Below are 18032 nucleotides of genomic sequence, written 5' to 3' on the forward strand. Positions count from 1 at the left end.
TCATCAATTCGCCTGCGCGATCGCGGCTGCCGGGCCTGCCAGCCACTGCCCGACGATTTCAGCATCCCGGTCGCCGATTTCATGGCCGGAGGCGATGGTGTGGGCCTCGACCGCGGCGCCATGCAATTCGAGCAATGCGACCAACGCCGGGGCGAAGGGCGCGTAGGTCAGGTCATCTGCGCCGGCGATGATCAGCACGCGCGCTTTGGACAGATCGGCCGGGGGCACGTCGTCGAGCACCGGCATCGGGCGCAGCAACGCTGCCCGTTCGATGCGGCCGGAATGCAGCAGCATCACGCTCGAAACCAGATTGGCGCCGTTTGAATAGCCGAGGAAACTCGTCCGGGCGAGATCGAGACCGTGGCGCTTCGCGGCCGCGGTGATGAAGCCGGCGAAAGCGTCCGCCTCGGTGCGGATGCTCTCCTGTTCGAAGCGCGTCGGCGTGATCCGCGCGAACCAGCGGAAACCGTCCTCCTGGGCGATACGGCCGCGCACCGCCACCAGCACGGCGCGCGGTGCGATTTGCCGCGCCAGCGCCACCAGCGTCGTCTCGTCGACGCCGGACCCGTGCAGCAGGAAAAGGCATTCGCCGTTCGCATCCACGGGCCGGTAAAGGCGGTAGAAAAACGGCAGCTCGCGCCGCAAAAAGCCGTCTTCCGGAGGTTTTTCGGCCATATTGCATCCTTTTGATTTCGTGTGGTTTTTATTCATTTGCCGGCTTCAAAACGGAATATTTTCGGGCTCCTTCAAAGTTGATTGAACCGGGCGCATTTCAGTCCGTTTGTTTGCCGATATGCTCCTGCGGGAGGAATCGAAGCGGTGCGTCCGGCGGTCGCATCGATCGCGGCATGAACAATCAGCTTTGAGGCCTTTTATCAATGACCATGCCAATTTCACCGGATCGCGGCACGCGTATCCCGGAGCGCGGCACGCGTGCCGCGGAACGCGATACGCGCATTGATGTGTTCCGCGCTCTCGCTCTGCTGATCATATTCGTCGATCATGTCCCGGGCACGGTTTTCGAAACCCTGACCTACAAGAATTTCGGCTTTTCGGATGCCGCCGAGGCCTTCGTGCTGATCTCCGGCATGTCCGTCGCGCTCGCCTACGGCGCAAAATTCCAGTCCGGAGACCGGCTCCTGGCGACACTGAAATTGTGGCGCCGCGCCGGAGTGCTCTATGTCGCCCACATCGTCACGACGATGGCGGTGCTGGCCATCTTCTGCGCGGCGGCGATGTTCGCGAAGCGGCCGGACATGCTGACCCTGATCAACATCGAGCCGTTGATCAGGGACCCGCAACATGTGCTGATCGGCATCGTCACGCTTGGCCATCAACTTGGCTACAACAACATCCTGCCGGTCTATGCGGTGCTGCTGCTGATGGCGCCAACCCTCCTGCTGTTCATCAGCTACCGGCCTTTCACGGCGCTCGCCCTGTCCGGAACTCTGTGGCTGGTTGCCGGGATCTACCGGATCGCCCCGCCGAATTACCCTGAGCCCGGCTTCTGGTTCCTCAATCCGCTGTCGTGGCAGTTCCTCTTCAACATCGGCCTGGCGAGCATGCTGCACATTAGGCGCGGCGGCGTCATTCCGGTCAATCGCTGGCTGGTCGGCGCGTCGGCAGCCTATGTCGCGACGGCGTTGGTCTGGGTGCACAGCCCGCTATGGGGGCACGTGTCGTGGCTGAACCTGCCCGTGGTGCTGACCGGCTTCGACAAGACCTTCCTGTCGCTGCCCAGGCTGCTGCACATCCTGGCGGTGAGCTATCTGATCGTGGCGTTTCCTTCTGTCTCCAACCTGTTCCGCACCAGCCGCGATCATCCGCTCGCCATATTGGGCAAGCGATCGCTGCCGGTTTTCATCGCCGGCACGCTGATCGCCATGGCGGCGCAGGTGATGAAGCTGATCAACCCGGGCGGATTTGCCTATGACAGCCTGCTGATCGCCGCCGGCATCGCCATGCAGTTCGCGCTCGCCTATTATCTCGAATGGCTGTCTTCTATTGGCGGCAACAGCAAGCCGGTCCGCAGCCAGGCGCCGCCGATCCATGCGTCCTTCGGCGTGGGCGGCATGGCAACTATCAACCCCTAGAGATTTTTGCAGCCGAGTAGAATCACTTGGCGTCACAGAAATGCGGCTAAAACAAATAGATAGAGCGGGATCCCAAGTTCAATTCGAATGCATCCCGCCCTAGTCCGGATAGTAACCGGGACAAAAAGGGCGGGGAGGCAGCGGTGCCGGATCGGTCGCGCTACGGTCGCGCTGGCTGTGGGTGACGAGCCCAAAGGTCCGGGCCCTGACCGAGGCTTGTACACGCGGGGGTCACCTCGCGCTCCCTGCGGGCGGGGCAAGAACACTGGCCAGGCGCAGGAAACCGCGCCACGTATTAAATTAATTTGACGACCGGGCTCAGGCTGCCTTGGGCGGCGGTCCCGAAGATGCCCTGACGACAAGCTCGACGCCAAGCGTCTCGCGCCGCACCGTGCCGTCGAAATCGAGGATCGTTCGCGCTGCCCGGCGGCCGATCTCGGCGATTGGCTGCGCGACCGTGGTCAGCGGAGGATCGCAAAGTGCGGCGTCAGGCACGCCGTCGAAGCCGACGACGGAGACGTCGCCGGGAACCGCAATGCCACGCGCGGCCAACCATTCGATCGCGACCATGGCGATCCGGTCCGACATCGCCAGGAGGGCGGTCGGTTGCGCTGCCGAGGCGAAGATCGTTTCGAGGCCGGCCCTTGTGCTGGCTTCGTCGTTTTCGGTCTCGTATACCGGCATCCCGGCGGTATCGACACCATATCGGGAAAACGCCTCGAAATAGCCGACGAGGCGATCGCGCGTGCCGGTGTAAAGGGCCGTCCGGACCTTCTCCGGCGAGACAAGGCCGGTACTGCCGTCGGCGAAAGGCAGCGCCAGCACGGCAAAGCGCCGATGGCCAAGCTCGGCGAGATGCTGCGCCGCCAGGCGGGCGCCGGCGACATTGTCGACGCCGATTGCCGAAACAGTGTCGTCGTCGAAGCCGAGCTCAAGCGCGACAAAGGGGAGTTTGCGTTCGCGCGTCAGTTCGACAAGCCGTGAACCGCCCTCGATGCAGAACAGGATGAAGCCGTCGACCAGCGCGCTCTGGATGTTCCAGGCAAGTTTTTCCTGGTTGCCGGCCGATACCAGCGCTATTCCCGCGCCGGTGGCGTCACAGGCGTCGGAAATGCCGGCCATCATCGCGCGGGCAAAGGGATCATCGAAGAAATAGGACAGCGGCTCGGTCGTGGCGACGCCGATCGCGTTGACCTTGCCGGCGCGCAGCAGCCGGCCCTTGGGGTCGGGACCGGCATAGCCCATCGCCTCGGCCGCCGCCTTGACCCGTTCGCGGACTTCCTCGCGCACGATCTCGGGACGGCTGAAGACGTTGGAGGCGGTGCCGTGCGAAACCCCGGCGGCCTTGGCGATGTCGGCCAGCCGGATGGGTCTGGTATTGCTTTCGCTGGATGATGCCATTTTTCTGCTCCAGCCTGCCATCTAGCACCTTTGTTGGATCGATTCAAATTTTGCTTGACATCGGCGTAATCCAGACCTAGTTTTGAATCGATCCAATTGAGTTGTCAGCAAGGAGTGAGCCATGCACCCCGTCAATTACCTGTTCGAAGACACCTATCGCAACGACTGGAGCATGATTTCGAAGGCGGTGACCCGGACGCGTCGCGGCAGCGCCGGCCCGTGGATCCGCGATCTGCGTTTTCTCGTGGAGCGCAAGCGGAGCTGATCGGCAGCGCTTTTTTATGCCTGTCGATTGGATCGATTCAATTCTAAAAATCGAAGAGGAAACCAAGCCATGCACCCGATCAATCACCTGTTCGAAGAGATCTATCGCAATTATTGGGGCATCTCGCCGGCCATCGACAGGCCGGAGCGGCGGCGCCTGGCCAAGCCGGCGGCGCGCAATCGCGACCTGCCCGAGCGCCGGCAAGAGTGGCCATCGTCTGACTGACCGTCGTTTGGCGGAAACCGAATCCGGCTGCCTCAGGAGCGCGGGCGCACCAGCGCCGAGGCCGCAACCGCCAGCCAACCGGCAATGAGCAAGGTGCCGCCGATCGGCGCCGACATCGAAAAAAGCCGCGAGCCGAGGAAGTCGCGGGCGAGCAGGTCGCCGCAGAACAAGACAAGCCCGACGAGAAGAATAAGGCTTGCGGTACGCATGATCCGGTTTGCGCCGACGAGGCCGACGGCCAGGAAGACCGGTGCATGCATGAGCAGGAACGACGCGACCGTGCCGACGAAAGCGCCGCCCAGATGTGCCGCCGCGGCAAAAAGCGCCACACCGGCCGCGCCGCACAGACCGCCGACGAAAACGAGGATGCGGCCGATGCCGCTTGCTGGGTGGTCGGCTGTGCTCATGTCTTGGACTCCGTGAAGTGGCCCGCAAACCGTGTCAGGATTTGCCCGCCTGCACCAGCATGTCGCGTGCGCGGCGCGACTGGACCAGCCAATTATACGCCGCTCCGCCCGCCATCAGCACGGATGTGCCGAGAAACACCGCGCGCATGCCGAAATGACCGCCGACGAAGCCGCCGAGCAGCGGCCCGGCAACCTGTCCGACATACTGCGCCGAGATCGACAGACCGAGCACATTGCCGCCGACGCCGTCCGGGACATTATGGCGGATGACGCTGGTGATGCAGGGCAGGAGGCCGCCAAGCGCCAGTCCCATCAGGAAACGCAGGCCGACGAGCTGCCAGCCCTGGGTGACGAAAGCCTGCGGGATCAGCAGCAGCGCCGAAACGGCCAGCGCCGCAACGATGACGTTCCAATGGCCGACGCGGTCGGCGAGCTTGCCGAGACGCGAGGCCGACAGGATGGCGCCAAGTGCCGCCGCCGACATGACCACGCCGGACATCAGCGTGACCCGGCTTTGGTCCTCGATGATCTGCTGCACATAGACCGCGATGATCGGCTCGATCGACATGGTGGCGAAGCTCAGCAGCATGCCGGTCACCAGCATTGCGACGACCGGGCGCTTGTCCGGGATTTGCGACCAGCCGCCTTTCGGCTTCTCGGTCGATGCCGATTTGTCGGTTTCCGGGCGAGGGTTCTCCTTGATGAGAAAGGTCGTTGCCAGGAACGCCAGGAAAATGACGCCGCCGGCGAGCAGGAAGGTGGCGCGGATGCCGATCAAAGGCGGCAGCGCGCCGCCGAGCAGGGGACCGACGAGAGCGCCGCCGGTGATGCCGGCCGACAGCACTCCGAGCGCCCAGCCCGACCGCTCCTTCGGCGTCTGCATGGCGACGAGAATGGTCGAGCCCGAGGAATAGCCACCGGCGAAACCGATCAGCAGGCGTAGCAGCACCAATTGCCAGACTGTCTCCACCATGCCGGTGAGCGACATGCAGACGGCCATGCCGAAACTGGCGCGCACCAGCATCAGCTTGCGGCCGTAGCGGTCGCCAAGCCGTCCCCACAGCGGCGCGACCAGCGCGGCGGCGAAGAAGGTCGCGCCATAGGCGATGCCGGACCACTGCACAACAGCCGCGTGGCCCTCGGCGCCCAGCTGCTCGACGTAAAGCGGCAGGAAGGGCAACAGCAGAGTCATGGCGACAAGCGTGCTGAACGAGCCGGCAAAGCACACGGCGAGATTGCGGCGCCAATGGATATTGTGGGCGCCTTGGGTGGCAGGGTCTTGCGGCATGTCTGTCCTGTCCGGCAGCCTCTCGACGGCATCATTGCACAAGAACTGGCGCGGCCTGCCTGCCAGGGGATTAGCAGCTTCGCGGCGTGATTGCGGTGGCAACCACTTTCGCGCTCGCTTCGCGAGCGGCGATGGCGTAAGAGCGGCGATGGAAAACAACCGATTTGAAACACCCGTGACCGTCAAGGGCGCGGCGGGAACCACTCAGCTCTTGCGCACGGCCCGCGAGGCTTCCGACTACCTCCTCAACAACTGGCCCGGCAAGCGCAGTCCCAAGCATCGCGAAGCGCTGCAGGCCTGCCATGATGCGCTGGCCGGCGACAAACCGGCAATGATCGCAAGGCGTGCCTTCATCGCCGCCGCCCGCGAAGTGAACGTTTTCGTCAGCGACAAGGCGCCGGTCTGAAGACGCAGCGAAATCTGATCTGATCCGCCTCGCGGGCCGGGTGCGCTTTTACTAAGGGGCAATCGCTTCAGCTTGCGCTGCCCCTCTTGCCCTGCCCGTCCTCCGCAGCAGCTGCGCTGCAGCTGCGGAGGGTGGACCGGGCATTTCTCACCGGACGGGAGAAAGCGGCCTGCACCAAGGGTTTCGCCAATCTCCGGCGTTGCAGAAAGCGCGCCAAAGTTACGGCCAGTTCCCTTCTCGCCGTCACTATGAAGCGATTGCCCTGCAGTTTACTCTGCGGTTTCCGTTTCGGTCTCGGACGTGGTCTCGTCTTCCGGCTTCGAACGTTCCTTGGCTGCAACCTTGGCCGCTTGCTTTTCCGCCTTCTTGGCAGCCTTCTGCCGGTCGCGTTCCTTGCGTTCCTGGCCGTAATTCGGTGCTCGCGCCATATCTCTTCCTTTCACAATCCCAAAGGTTCTTAGCCCTGCCTAGGAGCATTGGGCTACAAACACAACACCGCAAAGAGCGATCGGCTCCATGGACAGCCAGGCAGGCCGGCTGAACACGGTTCCGTGGCTTGCAAGATAGCCGGCACAATGGTGTAGGAGGGACCGGGGGGCAAATCACAAGCCGATTTTTCACCAAGTGACCGATGGCCACCCTTCAAAGAAACGCACAGAAGCTATTCTACTATGCGCGCAATGCCGTGCGCGATATCGCACCGCAGGCGCTGTTCCGCCGCAGGCTCGCCGGGTTGCTCGATCAGGCCAGGCTTTCGGACGGATCGGTCCGCGCGCGTCTCAACTGCTACAACAGATTGCAGGACGCTTTCGCGCCGAGCGGCGGGGCCGTGCCGGTCAGCCGGCTACCGAGAGGCCGGAGCATGTATTACTACGATCTGAAGGAATTTACCCGCTACTTCGATCCCGATTTGCGCATCGATCTCGAATTCGGCGACGTCGTCGACGTGCCTGCGATGCCGTCGATCGTCAAGGATCGGCCGATCGCCGGCGACAACAGCAACGGGGTGCTGTTCAAGCTCAACAAGTTCCGCCACTTCCACATGCCCGCCGACGATGTAGCCTTCGCGGACAAGCTTCCGGTTGCGGTGTGGCGCGGCGAGCTCAACAACCCGATAAGGACCTTGCTTCTGGAGGTTGCGCGCGATCTGCCCTTTTGCGATGTCGGAACGCCCAAACCGACGGCAGCGCCGGAATATCGCAAGTCTTATCTGAGCATCGACCCAGCAGCGGCGCTGTCGCTACATCATTTCGCTCGAAGGCAACGATGTGGCGACCAACTTGAAATGGGTCATGAGTTCGAATTCGCTGTGCCTGATGCCACCGACATATGAGACATGGTTCGCCGAAAGCGAACTCGTGGCTGGTGTTCACTATGTGCCGCTCGAACCCGATTTCACGGATCTTGCCGAGCGGGTGCAATATCTCGAACGGCATCCGACTGAGGCCGAACGCATCGTTGCCGCCGCCAACGCCTATTGCCGCAAGTTCGCCGACGAGCGGGCCGAGCAGGCGATCTGCTTGCTCGTGCTCTACAAATATTTCGTGCTCAGCGGCCAGATCGAGCCTGATCCCGATGTCTGGCGTTTTATTTCAGGCTAAGCCCGCGGCGACTTCGAGCTGATCCGGATCGTTGTCAGATGTCTTCCCGGTCAAGAACCAGATCGGCCGGACCAAACCGGTCTTTTGCCGTGAATTGCTGGTGCCAATAGGGATAGAGAACCGGCGGGCGGCTCACAGCGTCGAGGCGTGCGCGCTCATCGCTGGTCAGCACCAGGCTGGCTGCGGCGATATTGTCCTTGAACTGCGCTTCGGTCCGTCCGCCGATCACCAGCGAACTGACTGCGGGCCGGCCGAGCAGCCAGGCAAGCGCCACCTGCGCCGCCGAAACGCCATGGTTCTCGCCGATATGGGCAAGCACGTCGACGATCCGCCACAGCCGGTCCTCGTCGCGGATCGGCGGTTCGGTCCAGCCGCTGATCTGGCGGGCGGTGGCCTGGTCGCGGTGGTATTTGCCGGACAGCAGTCCACCGGCGAGCGGGCTCCATACCAGCACGCCAAGCCCCTGGTCGACCGAGATCGGCAGCAGTTCATATTCGGCTTCGCGCGCTTCCAGCGTGTAGTGGATTTGCTGGGTGACGAAGCGCGGCTGGTGCTGGCGGTCGCTGATCCCCAGCGCCTTCATCACTTGCCAGCCGGAATAGTTGGAGCAGCCGACATAGCGGATCTTGCCCTGGCTGACGAGCGTGTCGAGCGCGGCGATGGTCTCTTCGAGCGGCGTCGTGCCGTCCCATTCGTGCAGGAAATAGATGTCGATGACGTCGGTCCTGAGGCGCTTCAGGCTCTTCTCGCACTCTCGGATCAGATGATAGCGCGACAGGCCCTCATCGTTGGGACCGTCGCCGATCCGCATGCGCGCCTTGGAGGCGATCAGCACATCGCCCTTGCGTTTGCCGCCGAGCGCTTCGCCGATGATCTCTTCCGAAAGCCCGTTCGAATAGACATTGGCGGTGTCGATGAGATTGATGCCGACATCGATGCAGAGGTCGATCATCCGGCGTGCCTCGTCGAGATCGGTCTTGCCGACCGCCGAAAATGCGCCAGCGCCGCCAAAAGTCATGGTGCCCATGGTCAGCGTCGAAACCTTCAGCCCGGAACGGCCGAGTGTGCGGTATTCCATGTCAGATCCTCGCGATTGCGTTGAAAAGAGTGTTTTGAAGGTTGCTCGGGGAAACCTGGCATTTGTAGGACAATTCGAGCCGCTTGTCGTGTGTGCCAGGAGGCTGATCGATCCCATCTCGCGGAGTTGGGCGACCGGCGTGCGGGCCGGCTGCAATAAAACCGTCATTGCCGGCCTATATGCAAGTCGGCTCAAGGTGTCCGATCTCGGCCGGCAGGCCGAGGCCGACGCGGGCGTGCACGCGGAGCAGCATAAATGACCGAAGCAAAACAGAATTCTCCCGCCAGGGACTGGCTGGAAGCGGAACTCGCCGACACGCTCGACGAGGACTACGAGCTGGAGATGTCGGAACCGGCGCTGTCGCTGGAAATCGCCAAGATCTACAAGAACGCGCATCCGCCCTCGATGGATCGCCTGCAATATTTTCGCGACCTGATCACGCTGCAATCCGAATTGATCAAGCTGCAGTCCTGGGTGGCTTACACCAGGAAGAAGCTGGTGGTGGTTTTCGAGGGCCGCGATTCGGCCGGCAAGGGGGGCGTCATCAAGCGCATCACCCAGCGGCTCAATCCGCGCATCTGCCGCGTCGTCGCACTTCCGGCGCCGACCGAGCGCGAGAAATCGCAATGGTATTTTCAGCGCTACGTGCCGCATCTGCCGGCAGGCGGCGAGATCGTGCTGTTCGACCGCTCCTGGTATAACCGGTCCGGCGTCGAACGTGTGATGGGCTTCGCCGAGCCGGACCAGGTCGAGGAGTTTTTTCGCGACGTGCCGGAGTTCGAGCGCATGCTGGTCCGCTCCGGCATCACCGTGGTCAAATACTGGTTCTCCATCACCGACGAGGAGCAGCAGATGCGCTTTCAGATGCGCATCCATGATCCGATGAAGCAGTGGAAGCTGTCGCCGATGGACCTGCAGTCGCGCGTGCGCTGGGAACAGTATACCAAGGCCAAGGAAGAGACCTTCGCCCGCACCAACATTCCCGAAGCCCCCTGGTTCATCGTCGAGGGCAACGACAAGAAGCGGGCGCGGCTGAATTGCATCGATCATCTCCTCAAGCAGATGCCTTATGAGGAAGTGCCGCACGAAGAGATCACGCTGCCCGATCGCGTCTTCAATCCAGAATACGAGCGCCAGGTGCTGCCGCGCGAGCTGTATGTTCCGGAGAAGTATTGAGGAGCGCGCCTCTTCCTTCTCCCCTTGTGGGAGAAGGTGGATCGGCGCGCAGCGCCGAGACGGAAGAGGGGTGTTGGAAGAAATGAGGCGCTGGTGATCCTGGCGCTGTGCGCCCGATTTGAACGTAGGTCTGCGCCAAGCTGGAACACCCCTCATCCGACCGAGCTTCGCTCGGCCACCTTCTCCCACAAGGGGAGAAGGGGAACTTAACCAGGCTCACGCCCGCTCGATGGTGACATGCATGGCATTCGGCGTGCCCACCTGCTCGCTGCAGCGGTAGCCGAGTTTGACCATGTCAATGCCGGCAAAAAGGTTCTCGCCTGAGCCGAGCAGCATCGGCGATATCGCCAGATGCATGTCGTCGATGAGCTTTTCCCTCAGATATTGCCGGATCGTGGCGACGCCGCCGCCGAGCCGGACATCCTTGCCGTCAGCCGCGGCTTTTGCCTTTTCCAGCGCCGAGTGAATGCCGTTGGTCACGAAATGGAAAGTCGTGCCGCCCTCCATGACGATAGGTTCCCGCGGATGGTGGGTGAGTACGAAAACCGGCACATGGTAGGGCGGATTGTCTCCCCACCAGCCCTTCCAGGTGTCATCGGGCCAAGCGCCGCGGATCGGTCCGAACATGTTGCGGCCCATGATCCACGCGCCGATGTTTTCGAAGCTGCGCGTTACGAACGCGTCGTCGGTATCCGTGGTCCCGTCCTCTTCGCCGGACATGTTGCGGAAGCTTCGGGTGCCGAACATCCATGTGTGCAGGGCTTCCCCGCCGACGCCCAGCGGCTCTTTCAGGTCCTGGTCGGGACCGGCGCCGAAGCCGTCGATAGATACGGTGAAAGCGTTGACGCGAAGCTTTGACATGAGGACCTCCCTCTAATCCAGTTGTGAAATGCAAGCAGTTGTTATTAGCCAGACTGATTGCATTTTGCAAGCGGTATTTTAGGAGTGGAGGTGGCCGGCGGCCGCTAGGGATTCAGTAAAAGAAGCTTCGACTCGTGTTGGAATAAGCAATTGTCGATGTCGGTGCCGCCCCTCATCCGCCTGCCGGCACCTTCTCCCCGTATAGTGACGGGGCGAAGGGGCTGGCCGCAACCTCGGCTCGCCTTCTGCAATGTTGGAGATTGGCGAAATCCTCTGCGAAGGCGTCTTTCTCCCCGTCACTATACGGGGAGAAATGCCCGGCAGGGCAATGAGGGGCAGCGCAAACCTGAAACGCTTGCCCTGCGGCGGCCATGGCGCGCTTGGACGAAGGACCAAATTTAGGCGCTACAGATGCACATCATCCCTTCAGCATCGCCGCCACTTCAGGCGCGAAATAGGTGAGAATGCCGTCGCAGCCGGCGCGCTTGAAGGCGAGCAGCGATTCCAGCATCGCCTTGTCGCCGTCGATCCAGCCATTGGCGGCGGCCGCCTTGATCATCGAATATTCGCCCGACACCTGATAGGCGAAGGTCGGCATGCGGAATTCGTCCTTCAGCCTGCGGATGATGTCGAGATAGGGCAGGCCGGGCTTGACCATCAGCATGTCGGCGCCCTCGGCGAGGTCCTGCTCGGCCTCGCGCACGGCCTCGTCGGAATTGGCATGGTCGAGATAGTAGGTCTTCTTATCGCCCTTGAGCAGGCCGGCGGTGCCGACCGCCTCGCGATAGGGTCCGTAGAAGGCGGAGGCGAATTTCGTCGCGTAGGACATGATCGCCACATCCTGAAAACCATTGGCGTCGAGCGCATCGCGGATGGCGCCGATGCGGCCGTCCATCATGTCGGAAGGGGCAATGATATCGGCGCCGGCAGAAGCCTGGATGACGGCAGCCGCCGTCACCTGCTCCACGGTCTGGTCGTTGACGATGATGCCGTCACGCAAGATGCCGTCGTGGCCGTGCGAGGTGAAGGGATCGAGCGCCGCATCGGTGATGATGCCGATCTCGGGCACTGCGCGCTTGATGGCGCGCGTGGCGCGGTTGATGACGTTTTCCGGATCGAGGATGTGCGAGCCGGTCTGGTCGCGCAGGCCGAGCTCGACATTGGGGAAGGTGGCGATCGCCGGAATGCCGAGCTTTGCCGCGCGCTCGGCCTCCTTGACGGCAAGGTCGAGCGACAGGCGGAAGACACCAGGCATTGCGGCGATCGGTTCGCGGATATTGTTCCCATCGACGACGAAGATCGGCCAGATCAGATCGTCGACGGAGAGCCGGTTCTCCTGCACGAGGCGGCGCGACCAGTCGGCCTTGCGCATGCGGCGCAAACGGCGACTGCCGGTGATCTCGTCGACGCTGCGCGCGCCGGCAGGCTTTGCTGGGGTGAATTTGTTCATCGCCAAAACTCCGGATTGGCGGCTTTTAACACGAGCCTCCGCCGCTGACCAATGCGGCACGATAGTGCCAGGCACAAGCTGGATACCGGTATACGAGTTCCCGACCGTTGTTGCCGGACAGGATTGCGGCTTGGCATTGACGCAGCCATGCGCCACGCTTTAGCACTTCAGTCCCGGCGGCATTGGGCGAGGGATTCTTTAGGCGATGGATTTTGGCGGCGGCAACGAGATCCGCTTCGAACGACTGGGCAGCGTCGGCGTCGTCACGCTGACGCGGCCGCAGGCGCTCAATGCCGTCACCCATCGCATGGTCAAGGCGCTCGACAAGGCGCTGCGCGCCTGGGAGCGCGACGACGGCGTCGATGTTGTCGTCGTCAAGGCCGGGGGCAGGGCGTTTTCGGCCGGCGGCGACATCCTCCACATCTACGAGGCCGGCCGGGTGGGAAAGCCGCCGGTCGATTTCTTCGCCGACGAATACCGGCTGAACGCCCGCATCGCGCGGTTCGAAAAACCCTATGTCGCGCTGATCGACGGCATCGTCATGGGCGGCGGCGTCGGCATCTCGTTCCACGGCTCGCATCGGCTGCTGACCGAGAACGCCCAGTTCGCCATGCCGGAAGTCGGCATCGGCTTTTTCCCGGATGTCGGCGCCAGTCATCTGTTGCCGGGCCTCGGTGGCAGCTTCGGCATGTATCTGGCCCTGACCGGAATCCGCATCCGCTATGGCGACGTTTTGTGGTCGGGCCTGGCGACGAACACGATCAAGGCGCAGGATCAGGCCGGCTTTCTCGACCGGCTGGTTGCGACAGGCGACCCTGAAGCGGCGCTGCGCGGCTTTTCCGTCCCGGCCCGGCGCGAAACGGACAGTCCGACACTGGAAGCCATCGCCCGCCATTTCGCGCAGCCGTCGCTGAGCGACATCATCGGCAGCCTGGAGCGCGCCGCACCCGCAGACGCGTTCGCGGCGAAGACGCTGGCGACGATCCGCACCCGCTCGCCGACCAGCCTGCATGTTGCCTGGCGCGAGATCAGCGCCGGGCTGACGCTGTCGATGGACGAGTGCATGCGGATGGAGTTCCGCATCCTCAACCGCATGCTTGCCGGCCACGATTTCTACGAAGGCATCCGCGCCGCCATCATCGACAAGGGCTCGACGCCGCAATGGCGGCCGGCTGGTATCGACGACGTCGGTGCTGCCGACGTCGATGCCTATTTCGCTCCGCTCGGCGAACGGGAACTCACGCTGTGAGCGAGGTCACGTCGAGACGCGTCGTGCTCCAGCCCTCGACGGCCGAGGTCATCTTCGCCTGGTTTCAGCGCGTCATCTCAGCCTACTGTCTGTTGTTCGGGATTTTGTACTGGATCCGGCTGATCGGCTTCTATCCCGGCTCGTTGTGGCGCTTCGACCTGATGCCGGTGCATTGGCAGGTGGCGGCGGTGACGCTCGCCGTCTTCTTTCCCTTCGCCGCCGCCGGTCTGTGGATGCTGGCCTCCTGGGGGCCGGTGATCTGGTTCATCTGCGCGGCGACCGAGACCGTCATGCATGCCGGCTTTCCCGAACTCTTCGGTCACCGGCCGCTGATCCTCGCCTCGCATGCGGCGGTGGCGCTGCTCTACATCGTCTTTCGCGTGGTGATCTGGATGCAGAAGCGCCGGAGCCGGCAATAGAGCATCGGACCGATGCTCTACAAGAATAGCCCACGCCTGCGGTTGGACGGGGCAAATTACCGCCCGCAATCATTGGCTAAATCTTTAGGTTAATCATCCTTGTTGGGGTGACCCTTCGTTAAGCCTCTTTCGAAACCTATTACCGGTAAGCTCTTGTTAGCCCTAGCGTTTAAGTCGAATTTTATGAGTATTCGATAGTGTCGCGATCAAGGTGAAAAACAAAAAATCACCAGGCGACAAACGAGAGGCAAAGACAATGATCAATTCCCGCCCGGCGGCGAAGACCGCCAACGTATCCGATGACCGCCGCGAGGCGATCCGTTCGCTGTACATGGAATCGCTGCAGCTGGTGGAACGGCTGCACCGCCGCCTGCTTGACGTGATCAAGGACGAATTCGACCGCAACGGCCGTTCCGATATCAACGCCATCCAGGCGCTGCTGCTCTTCAATATCGGCAATTCGGAACTGACCGCCGGCGAGCTGCGCTCGCGCGGCTATTATCTCGGCTCGAACGTCTCCTACAATCTGAAGAAGCTGGTCGATCTCGGCTTCATCAACCACCAGCGCTCGCGCATCGACCGCCGTTCGGTGCGGGTCTCGCTGACGCCGAAGGGCAGTGAGGTGGCGGAAGTCGTCGCCGGCCTCTACGAGCGTCATGTCGGCTCGATCGAGCAGGTCGGCGGCATCAACACGGAAGAATTCAAGCAAATGAACCGCGCCCTGCAGCGCCTCGACCGCTTCTGGAACGACACCATCGCCTACCGGATGTAAGCATGTCCCTCGCATGAAGGGGCAACTGCGCCACAAGCGCGGTCGGGGAGCGATCCAAAAGACCGGTGCCGAAAAGCATCGGTCTTTGCGTTTCGTGAGGGCCAGCCGATCCAAATCGCGGTCAGGGTCACGTTGCCGCCATATTCCCGGTGGAAGCGAGAACGCGGGTGATGTTGCGGCGCGAGCCAATCCGTCTCCCCGCCAACCGCCTCTGTGAAGGCGTCGCGCCCGGTCGCGTTCTCGCACAGAAGCGATTGGGGCATGGTTGGCTAATTGTTAAGGGCGCCACCCTTAGAGTGGGCCGGCCTAGCATGCGGGCGGATCGCCCGGTGAAAAAACTGTTACAGGACTATCTGGAGCGTACATGAGAACCAGTCGCCGTTTCTTCCTTTCCGGAGCCTCCGCATTGGCCGCGACGATGGTTGCCGGTGGCGCCAGCGCGCAGGACGTGATCGCGGACATCCTGAAATCCTCGGGCCGCGGCAACTGGAACGACCAGTTCGACGCCCGCGCCAGCGAGGGCGGCAAGGTGGCCTCGACGCTGCCGATCGTCAGCCTGCAGACCGTTGCGTACACCGAGCAGGCTATCGCGCAGTATCAGAATATTGTCGCGCAGGGCGGCTGGGAGCGGGTCCCGGACACCAAGAAATTGCAACTCGGCGTCATCGATCCCGATGTGGTGCCATTGCGCAGGCGCTTGATGGTTTCGGGCGACCTGGCGCAGAGCGCCGGCCTTTCAGAGGCCTTCGATTCCTATGTCGATGCGGCGGTCAAGCGCTTCCAGGCGCGTCATGGCCTGCCTTCCGACGGCACCCTGGGCCAATATAGCTATGCGGCGATGAATGTCTCGGCGCAGGTCCGGCTTGGCCAGCTGCAGACCAATCTGCAGCGGCTGAACGAACGCGCCGGTACGCTGGGCAACCGCTATGTATTGGTCGATATCCCTGGCGCCCAGATCGAAGCGGTCGAGAACGACCGCGTCGTGCTGCGCCACACCGCCGTTGTCGGCAAGATCGATCGCCAGACGCCGATCGTCGATTCCAAGATCAACGAGATCATCGTCAATCCTTACTGGAACGCGCCGGTCTCGATCGTGCGCAAGGACATCATCCCGCTGATGCGGAAGGACCCCAACTATCTCAAGGACAGCAAGATCCGGCTGTTCGCACCGGATGGCAGCGAGGTCGATCCACTGACCGTCGACTGGTCGACCGACGACGCGGAGAAATACCGCTTTCGCCAGGATCCGGGCGCCGGCAATGCGATGGCCTCGGTCAAGATCAATTTCCCGAGTCCGGACGGCGTCTACATGCACGACACGCCGCAGCAGAGCCTGTTCGGCAAAATGATGCGCTTCGATTCCTCAGGCTGCGTGCGCGTCCAGAACGTGCGCGACCTCGTCACCTGGATCCTGCGCGACACGCCGGGCTGGAGCCGCCAGCATTTCGAGGCGTCGATCAAGAGCGGCGAGAACATCCCGGTGCAGGTCACCAATCCGGTGCCGGTCTTTTTCCTCTACATCTCGGCCTGGTCGACGGGGCCTGGCGTCGTGCAGTTCCGCGACGACATCTACGGGCTCGACGGAGCCAACGAGCTGCAGATCACCTCTGCGCTCTAAGCCACTGATTTTTTAGCTGAAAAGGCCGCCTCTGAGGGCGGCCTTTTTGTATCGTCCGCCACGCATGGCGCGTGGTGGGCAAGCACCGTTTGGCCGGGATGGCAGCCGGTCGATGACTTGGAGGTGAAAGTCCTCTGCGGGCCCTGGTGATGGAAACCGTTAGCCGAACAGCAAGGGCGTCGCCAAGCCTTGCTGAACGGCCGGCAGGAATGGAAAATAGGTGGCTCTTCGCCTCGCTGCCGCAATCCGACCAGCAAATTTCGCGCCGCAAACGTGGCAGGGCGAAAGCAACTGTGTTAATGGCGCGGCAGGCCCCCCGGACAACAAGGATTTCAAGCATGGCAACAGCAGCGGCAGTGTCGAACAAATTCGAATCCTTCTTCGAAACCACGCTTGCCGATGCCGATCCGGAGATTTTCGGCGCGATCCGCAACGAACTCGGCCGCCAGCGCCACGAGATCGAGCTGATCGCTTCGGAAAACATCGTCTCCCGCGCCGTGCTGGAAGCGCAGGGGTCGGTCATGACCAACAAATACGCCGAGGGCTATCCCGGCAAGCGCTACTATGGCGGCTGCCAGTTCGTCGACGTGGCCGAGGAACTGGCCATCGAGCGCGCCAAAAAGCTGTTCGGCTGCAACTTCGCCAATGTCCAGCCGAATTCCGGCAGCCAGATGAACCAGGCGGTCTTTTTGGCGCTGCTGCAGCCCGGCGACACCTTCATGGGGCTCGACCTGAATTCCGGTGGCCACCTGACGCACGGTTCGCCGGTCAACATGAGCGGCAAATGGTTCAAGGTCGTTTCCTACGGCGTCCGCAGGGACGATCACCTGCTCGAAATGGACGCGATCGAGAAGACCGCCCACGAGACCAGGCCGAAGCTGATCCTGGCCGGCGGCACTGCCTATTCGCGCGTCTGGGACTGGAAGCGTTTTCGCGAGATCGCCGACTCGATCGGCGCCTATCTGATGGTCGACATGGCCCACATCGCCGGCCTGGTCGCCGGCGGCGTGCATCCGTCGCCGCTGCCATACGCCCATGTGGTCACCACCACCACGCACAAGTCGCTGCGCGGCCCGCGCGGCGGCATGATCCTGTGCAATGACGAGGACATCGCCAAGAAGATGAACTCGGCGGTGTTTCCAGGCCTGCAGGGTGGTCCGCTGATGCATGTCATCGCCGCCAAGGCGGTGGCCTTCGGCGAAGCGCTGAAGCCAAGCTTCAAGATCTATGCCGAGGGCGTTGCCGCCAATGCCAAGGCGCTGGCCTCCAGCCTGCAGGAAACCGGCCTCGACATCGTCTCCGGTGGCACCGACAACCATCTGATGCTGGTTGACCTCAGGCCGAAGAACGCCACCGGCAAGCGTGCCGAGGCAGCGCTTGGCCGCGCCAACATCACCTGCAACAAGAACGGCATCCCTTTCGATCCCGAAAAGCCGTTCGTCACCTCGGGCGTGCGCCTCGGCACGCCGGCCGGCACCACGCGCGGTTTCGGCCAGGCCGAGTTCCGCGAGATCGGCAAGCTGATCGCCGAGGTGCTGGACGGGCTCAAGGCCGCGAATTCCGACGACGGCAATGCAGCCGTCGAAGCAGCGGTGAAGGCGAAGGTGGCCGCGTTGACGGATCGTTTTCCGCTCTATCCCTATCTCGGTTGAACTCACGCAAAGTGTCGTCCCTTATCGCCGGACGAGAAGCACTTTTTCAGCGGGGACGGAGTCCGGACAGG

The 18032-nt window shown here is 62.6% G+C and carries 20 protein-coding genes; 12 read left to right on the forward strand and 8 right to left on the reverse strand.

The features are described from left to right. Nucleotides 1-3: 3 nt before the first annotated feature. Nucleotides 4-675: an alpha/beta hydrolase gene (locus AC0L2K_RS15535; RefSeq protein WP_473531727.1), complete on the reverse strand. Its 672-nt coding sequence runs from the start codon at nt 673-675 to the stop codon at nt 4-6. 203 nt (nt 676-878) lie between these two features. Here AC0L2K_RS15535 and AC0L2K_RS15540 point away from each other — a divergent pair, with 203 nt between their 5' ends. Beyond that, nucleotides 879-2093 carry an OpgC family protein gene (locus AC0L2K_RS15540; RefSeq protein WP_473531728.1) on the forward strand — a complete coding sequence of 405 codons (1215 nt, stop codon included), beginning with the start codon at nt 879-881 and terminating at the stop codon, nt 2091-2093. 318 nt (nt 2094-2411) lie between these two features. On the opposite strand, the gene AC0L2K_RS15545 is transcribed toward AC0L2K_RS15540, so the two are convergent. Then, nucleotides 2412-3494, reverse strand: coding sequence for a LacI family DNA-binding transcriptional regulator (locus AC0L2K_RS15545; RefSeq protein ID WP_287241801.1), 1083 nt, complete (start codon nt 3492-3494; stop codon nt 2412-2414). 121 nt (nt 3495-3615) lie between these two features. Here AC0L2K_RS15545 and AC0L2K_RS15550 point away from each other — a divergent pair, with 121 nt between their 5' ends. Both AC0L2K_RS15550 and AC0L2K_RS15555 read left to right on the forward strand, forming a co-directional pair. Beyond that, nucleotides 3616-3759 (forward strand): hypothetical protein, encoded by a 144-nt coding sequence (locus AC0L2K_RS15550; protein WP_287241803.1) that lies wholly within the window; start codon nt 3616-3618, stop codon nt 3757-3759. A 69-nt stretch (nt 3760-3828) separates the two neighbouring features. Next, a complete protein-coding gene (locus AC0L2K_RS15555; RefSeq protein WP_473523621.1) occupies nt 3829-3984 on the forward strand; it encodes a hypothetical protein in 156 nt (51 codons plus the stop codon). Between the two features lie 32 nt (nt 3985-4016). Here AC0L2K_RS15555 and AC0L2K_RS15560 read toward each other — a convergent pair whose 3' ends face one another. Both AC0L2K_RS15560 and AC0L2K_RS15565 read right to left on the reverse strand, forming a co-directional pair. Beyond that, nucleotides 4017-4391, reverse strand: coding sequence for a DUF423 domain-containing protein (locus tag AC0L2K_RS15560; protein WP_287241808.1), 375 nt, complete (start codon nt 4389-4391; stop codon nt 4017-4019). A 34-nt stretch (nt 4392-4425) separates the two neighbouring features. Next, entirely contained in the window at nt 4426-5679 is a 1254-nt protein-coding gene (locus AC0L2K_RS15565) for a multidrug efflux MFS transporter (protein ID WP_287241809.1), read from the reverse strand. A gap of 148 nt (nt 5680-5827) precedes the next feature. On the opposite strand from AC0L2K_RS15565, the gene AC0L2K_RS15570 reads away from it, so the two are divergent. After that, a complete protein-coding gene (locus AC0L2K_RS15570; RefSeq protein ID WP_023798420.1) occupies nt 5828-6085 on the forward strand; it encodes a DUF982 domain-containing protein in 258 nt (85 codons plus the stop codon). Between the two features lie 269 nt (nt 6086-6354). On the opposite strand, the gene AC0L2K_RS15575 is transcribed toward AC0L2K_RS15570, so the two are convergent. Continuing rightward, entirely contained in the window at nt 6355-6513 is a 159-nt protein-coding gene (locus tag AC0L2K_RS15575) for a hypothetical protein (protein WP_023798419.1), read from the reverse strand. 203 nt (nt 6514-6716) lie between these two features. On the opposite strand from AC0L2K_RS15575, the gene AC0L2K_RS15580 reads away from it, so the two are divergent. Both AC0L2K_RS15580 and AC0L2K_RS15585 read left to right on the forward strand, forming a co-directional pair. Beyond that, nucleotides 6717-7418 (forward strand): hypothetical protein, encoded by a 702-nt coding sequence (locus tag AC0L2K_RS15580; protein WP_473531729.1) that lies wholly within the window; start codon nt 6717-6719, stop codon nt 7416-7418. Then, on the forward strand, nt 7354-7686 hold the full coding sequence (locus AC0L2K_RS15585; RefSeq protein WP_473531730.1) for a glycosyl transferase family 90: 333 nt from the start codon (nt 7354-7356) through the stop codon (nt 7684-7686). Before AC0L2K_RS15580 ends, AC0L2K_RS15585 begins: the two co-directional genes overlap by 65 nt. A gap of 34 nt (nt 7687-7720) precedes the next feature. Here the strand turns inward: AC0L2K_RS15585 and AC0L2K_RS15590 are convergent, their stop codons facing one another. Further along, nucleotides 7721-8764: an aldo/keto reductase gene (locus tag AC0L2K_RS15590; RefSeq protein ID WP_473531731.1), complete on the reverse strand. Its 1044-nt coding sequence runs from the start codon at nt 8762-8764 to the stop codon at nt 7721-7723. 255 nt (nt 8765-9019) lie between these two features. On the opposite strand from AC0L2K_RS15590, the gene ppk2 reads away from it, so the two are divergent. Further along, nucleotides 9020-9940, forward strand: coding sequence for a polyphosphate kinase 2 (gene ppk2, locus AC0L2K_RS15595; protein WP_287241815.1), 921 nt, complete (start codon nt 9020-9022; stop codon nt 9938-9940). A gap of 216 nt (nt 9941-10156) precedes the next feature. On the opposite strand, the gene AC0L2K_RS15600 is transcribed toward ppk2, so the two are convergent. Together AC0L2K_RS15600 and hemB are read right to left on the reverse strand one after the other, a co-directional pair. Next, nucleotides 10157-10801: a dihydrofolate reductase family protein gene (locus AC0L2K_RS15600; RefSeq protein ID WP_287237379.1), complete on the reverse strand. Its 645-nt coding sequence runs from the start codon at nt 10799-10801 to the stop codon at nt 10157-10159. A 418-nt stretch (nt 10802-11219) separates the two neighbouring features. Further along, nucleotides 11220-12251, reverse strand: a complete 1032-nt coding sequence (gene hemB / locus AC0L2K_RS15605; RefSeq protein ID WP_287237380.1) for a porphobilinogen synthase — start codon at nt 12249-12251, stop codon at nt 11220-11222. A gap of 205 nt (nt 12252-12456) precedes the next feature. Here hemB and AC0L2K_RS15610 point away from each other — a divergent pair, with 205 nt between their 5' ends. From AC0L2K_RS15610 to glyA, 5 genes are all read left to right on the forward strand, one after another. After that, a complete protein-coding gene (locus AC0L2K_RS15610) occupies nt 12457-13500 on the forward strand; it encodes an enoyl-CoA hydratase/isomerase family protein (protein ID WP_287237382.1) in 1044 nt (347 codons plus the stop codon). Further along, nucleotides 13497-13919, forward strand: coding sequence for a DUF6163 family protein (locus AC0L2K_RS15615; RefSeq protein ID WP_287237383.1), 423 nt, complete (start codon nt 13497-13499; stop codon nt 13917-13919). Before AC0L2K_RS15610 ends, AC0L2K_RS15615 begins: the two co-directional genes overlap by 4 nt. Nucleotides 13920-14175: 256 nt before the next feature. Next, nucleotides 14176-14691, forward strand: a complete 516-nt coding sequence (gene ldtR, locus AC0L2K_RS15620) for a transcriptional regulator LdtR (RefSeq protein WP_027154640.1) — start codon at nt 14176-14178, stop codon at nt 14689-14691. Between the two features lie 364 nt (nt 14692-15055). Next, nucleotides 15056-16309 (forward strand): L,D-transpeptidase family protein, encoded by a 1254-nt coding sequence (locus AC0L2K_RS15625; RefSeq protein WP_023798410.1) that lies wholly within the window; start codon nt 15056-15058, stop codon nt 16307-16309. Nucleotides 16310-16647: 338 nt separating this feature from the next. After that, nucleotides 16648-17961: a serine hydroxymethyltransferase gene (gene glyA, locus AC0L2K_RS15630; protein WP_473531732.1), complete on the forward strand. Its 1314-nt coding sequence runs from the start codon at nt 16648-16650 to the stop codon at nt 17959-17961. Nucleotides 17962-18032: the final 71 nt, after the last annotated feature.

Source organism: Mesorhizobium sp. WSM4817 (assembly GCF_055811135.1).

Excerpts from the sequence above, each read along its gene's own strand:
- AC0L2K_RS15565 (WP_287241809.1), bottom strand. The coding sequence starts at position 5,679 with ATGCCGCAAGACCCTGCCACCCAAGGCGCCCACAATATCCATTGGCGC.
- AC0L2K_RS15570 (WP_023798420.1), top strand. The coding sequence starts at position 5,828 with ATGGAAAACAACCGATTTGAAACACCCGTGACCGTCAAGGGCGCGGCG.
- AC0L2K_RS15590 (WP_473531731.1), bottom strand. The coding sequence starts at position 8,764 with ATGGAATACCGCACACTCGGCCGTTCCGGGCTGAAGGTTTCGACGCTG.
- AC0L2K_RS15575 (WP_023798419.1), bottom strand. The coding sequence starts at position 6,513 with ATGGCGCGAGCACCGAATTACGGCCAGGAACGCAAGGAACGCGACCGG.
- AC0L2K_RS15545 (WP_287241801.1), bottom strand. The coding sequence starts at position 3,494 with ATGGCATCATCCAGCGAAAGCAATACCAGACCCATCCGGCTGGCCGAC.
- AC0L2K_RS15580 (WP_473531729.1), top strand. The coding sequence starts at position 6,717 with ATGGCCACCCTTCAAAGAAACGCACAGAAGCTATTCTACTATGCGCGC.
- AC0L2K_RS15540 (WP_473531728.1), top strand. The coding sequence starts at position 879 with ATGACCATGCCAATTTCACCGGATCGCGGCACGCGTATCCCGGAGCGC.
- ldtR (WP_027154640.1), top strand. The coding sequence starts at position 14,176 with ATGATCAATTCCCGCCCGGCGGCGAAGACCGCCAACGTATCCGATGAC.
- AC0L2K_RS15560 (WP_287241808.1), bottom strand. The coding sequence starts at position 4,391 with ATGAGCACAGCCGACCACCCAGCAAGCGGCATCGGCCGCATCCTCGTT.
- AC0L2K_RS15550 (WP_287241803.1), top strand. The coding sequence starts at position 3,616 with ATGCACCCCGTCAATTACCTGTTCGAAGACACCTATCGCAACGACTGG.
- AC0L2K_RS15600 (WP_287237379.1), bottom strand. The coding sequence starts at position 10,801 with ATGTCAAAGCTTCGCGTCAACGCTTTCACCGTATCTATCGACGGCTTC.
- AC0L2K_RS15555 (WP_473523621.1), top strand. The coding sequence starts at position 3,829 with ATGCACCCGATCAATCACCTGTTCGAAGAGATCTATCGCAATTATTGG.
- AC0L2K_RS15625 (WP_023798410.1), top strand. The coding sequence starts at position 15,056 with ATGAGAACCAGTCGCCGTTTCTTCCTTTCCGGAGCCTCCGCATTGGCC.
- AC0L2K_RS15610 (WP_287237382.1), top strand. The coding sequence starts at position 12,457 with ATGGATTTTGGCGGCGGCAACGAGATCCGCTTCGAACGACTGGGCAGC.
- AC0L2K_RS15535 (WP_473531727.1), bottom strand. The coding sequence starts at position 675 with ATGGCCGAAAAACCTCCGGAAGACGGCTTTTTGCGGCGCGAGCTGCCG.
- hemB (WP_287237380.1), bottom strand. The coding sequence starts at position 12,251 with ATGAACAAATTCACCCCAGCAAAGCCTGCCGGCGCGCGCAGCGTCGAC.
- glyA (WP_473531732.1), top strand. The coding sequence starts at position 16,648 with ATGGCAACAGCAGCGGCAGTGTCGAACAAATTCGAATCCTTCTTCGAA.
- ppk2 (WP_287241815.1), top strand. The coding sequence starts at position 9,020 with ATGACCGAAGCAAAACAGAATTCTCCCGCCAGGGACTGGCTGGAAGCG.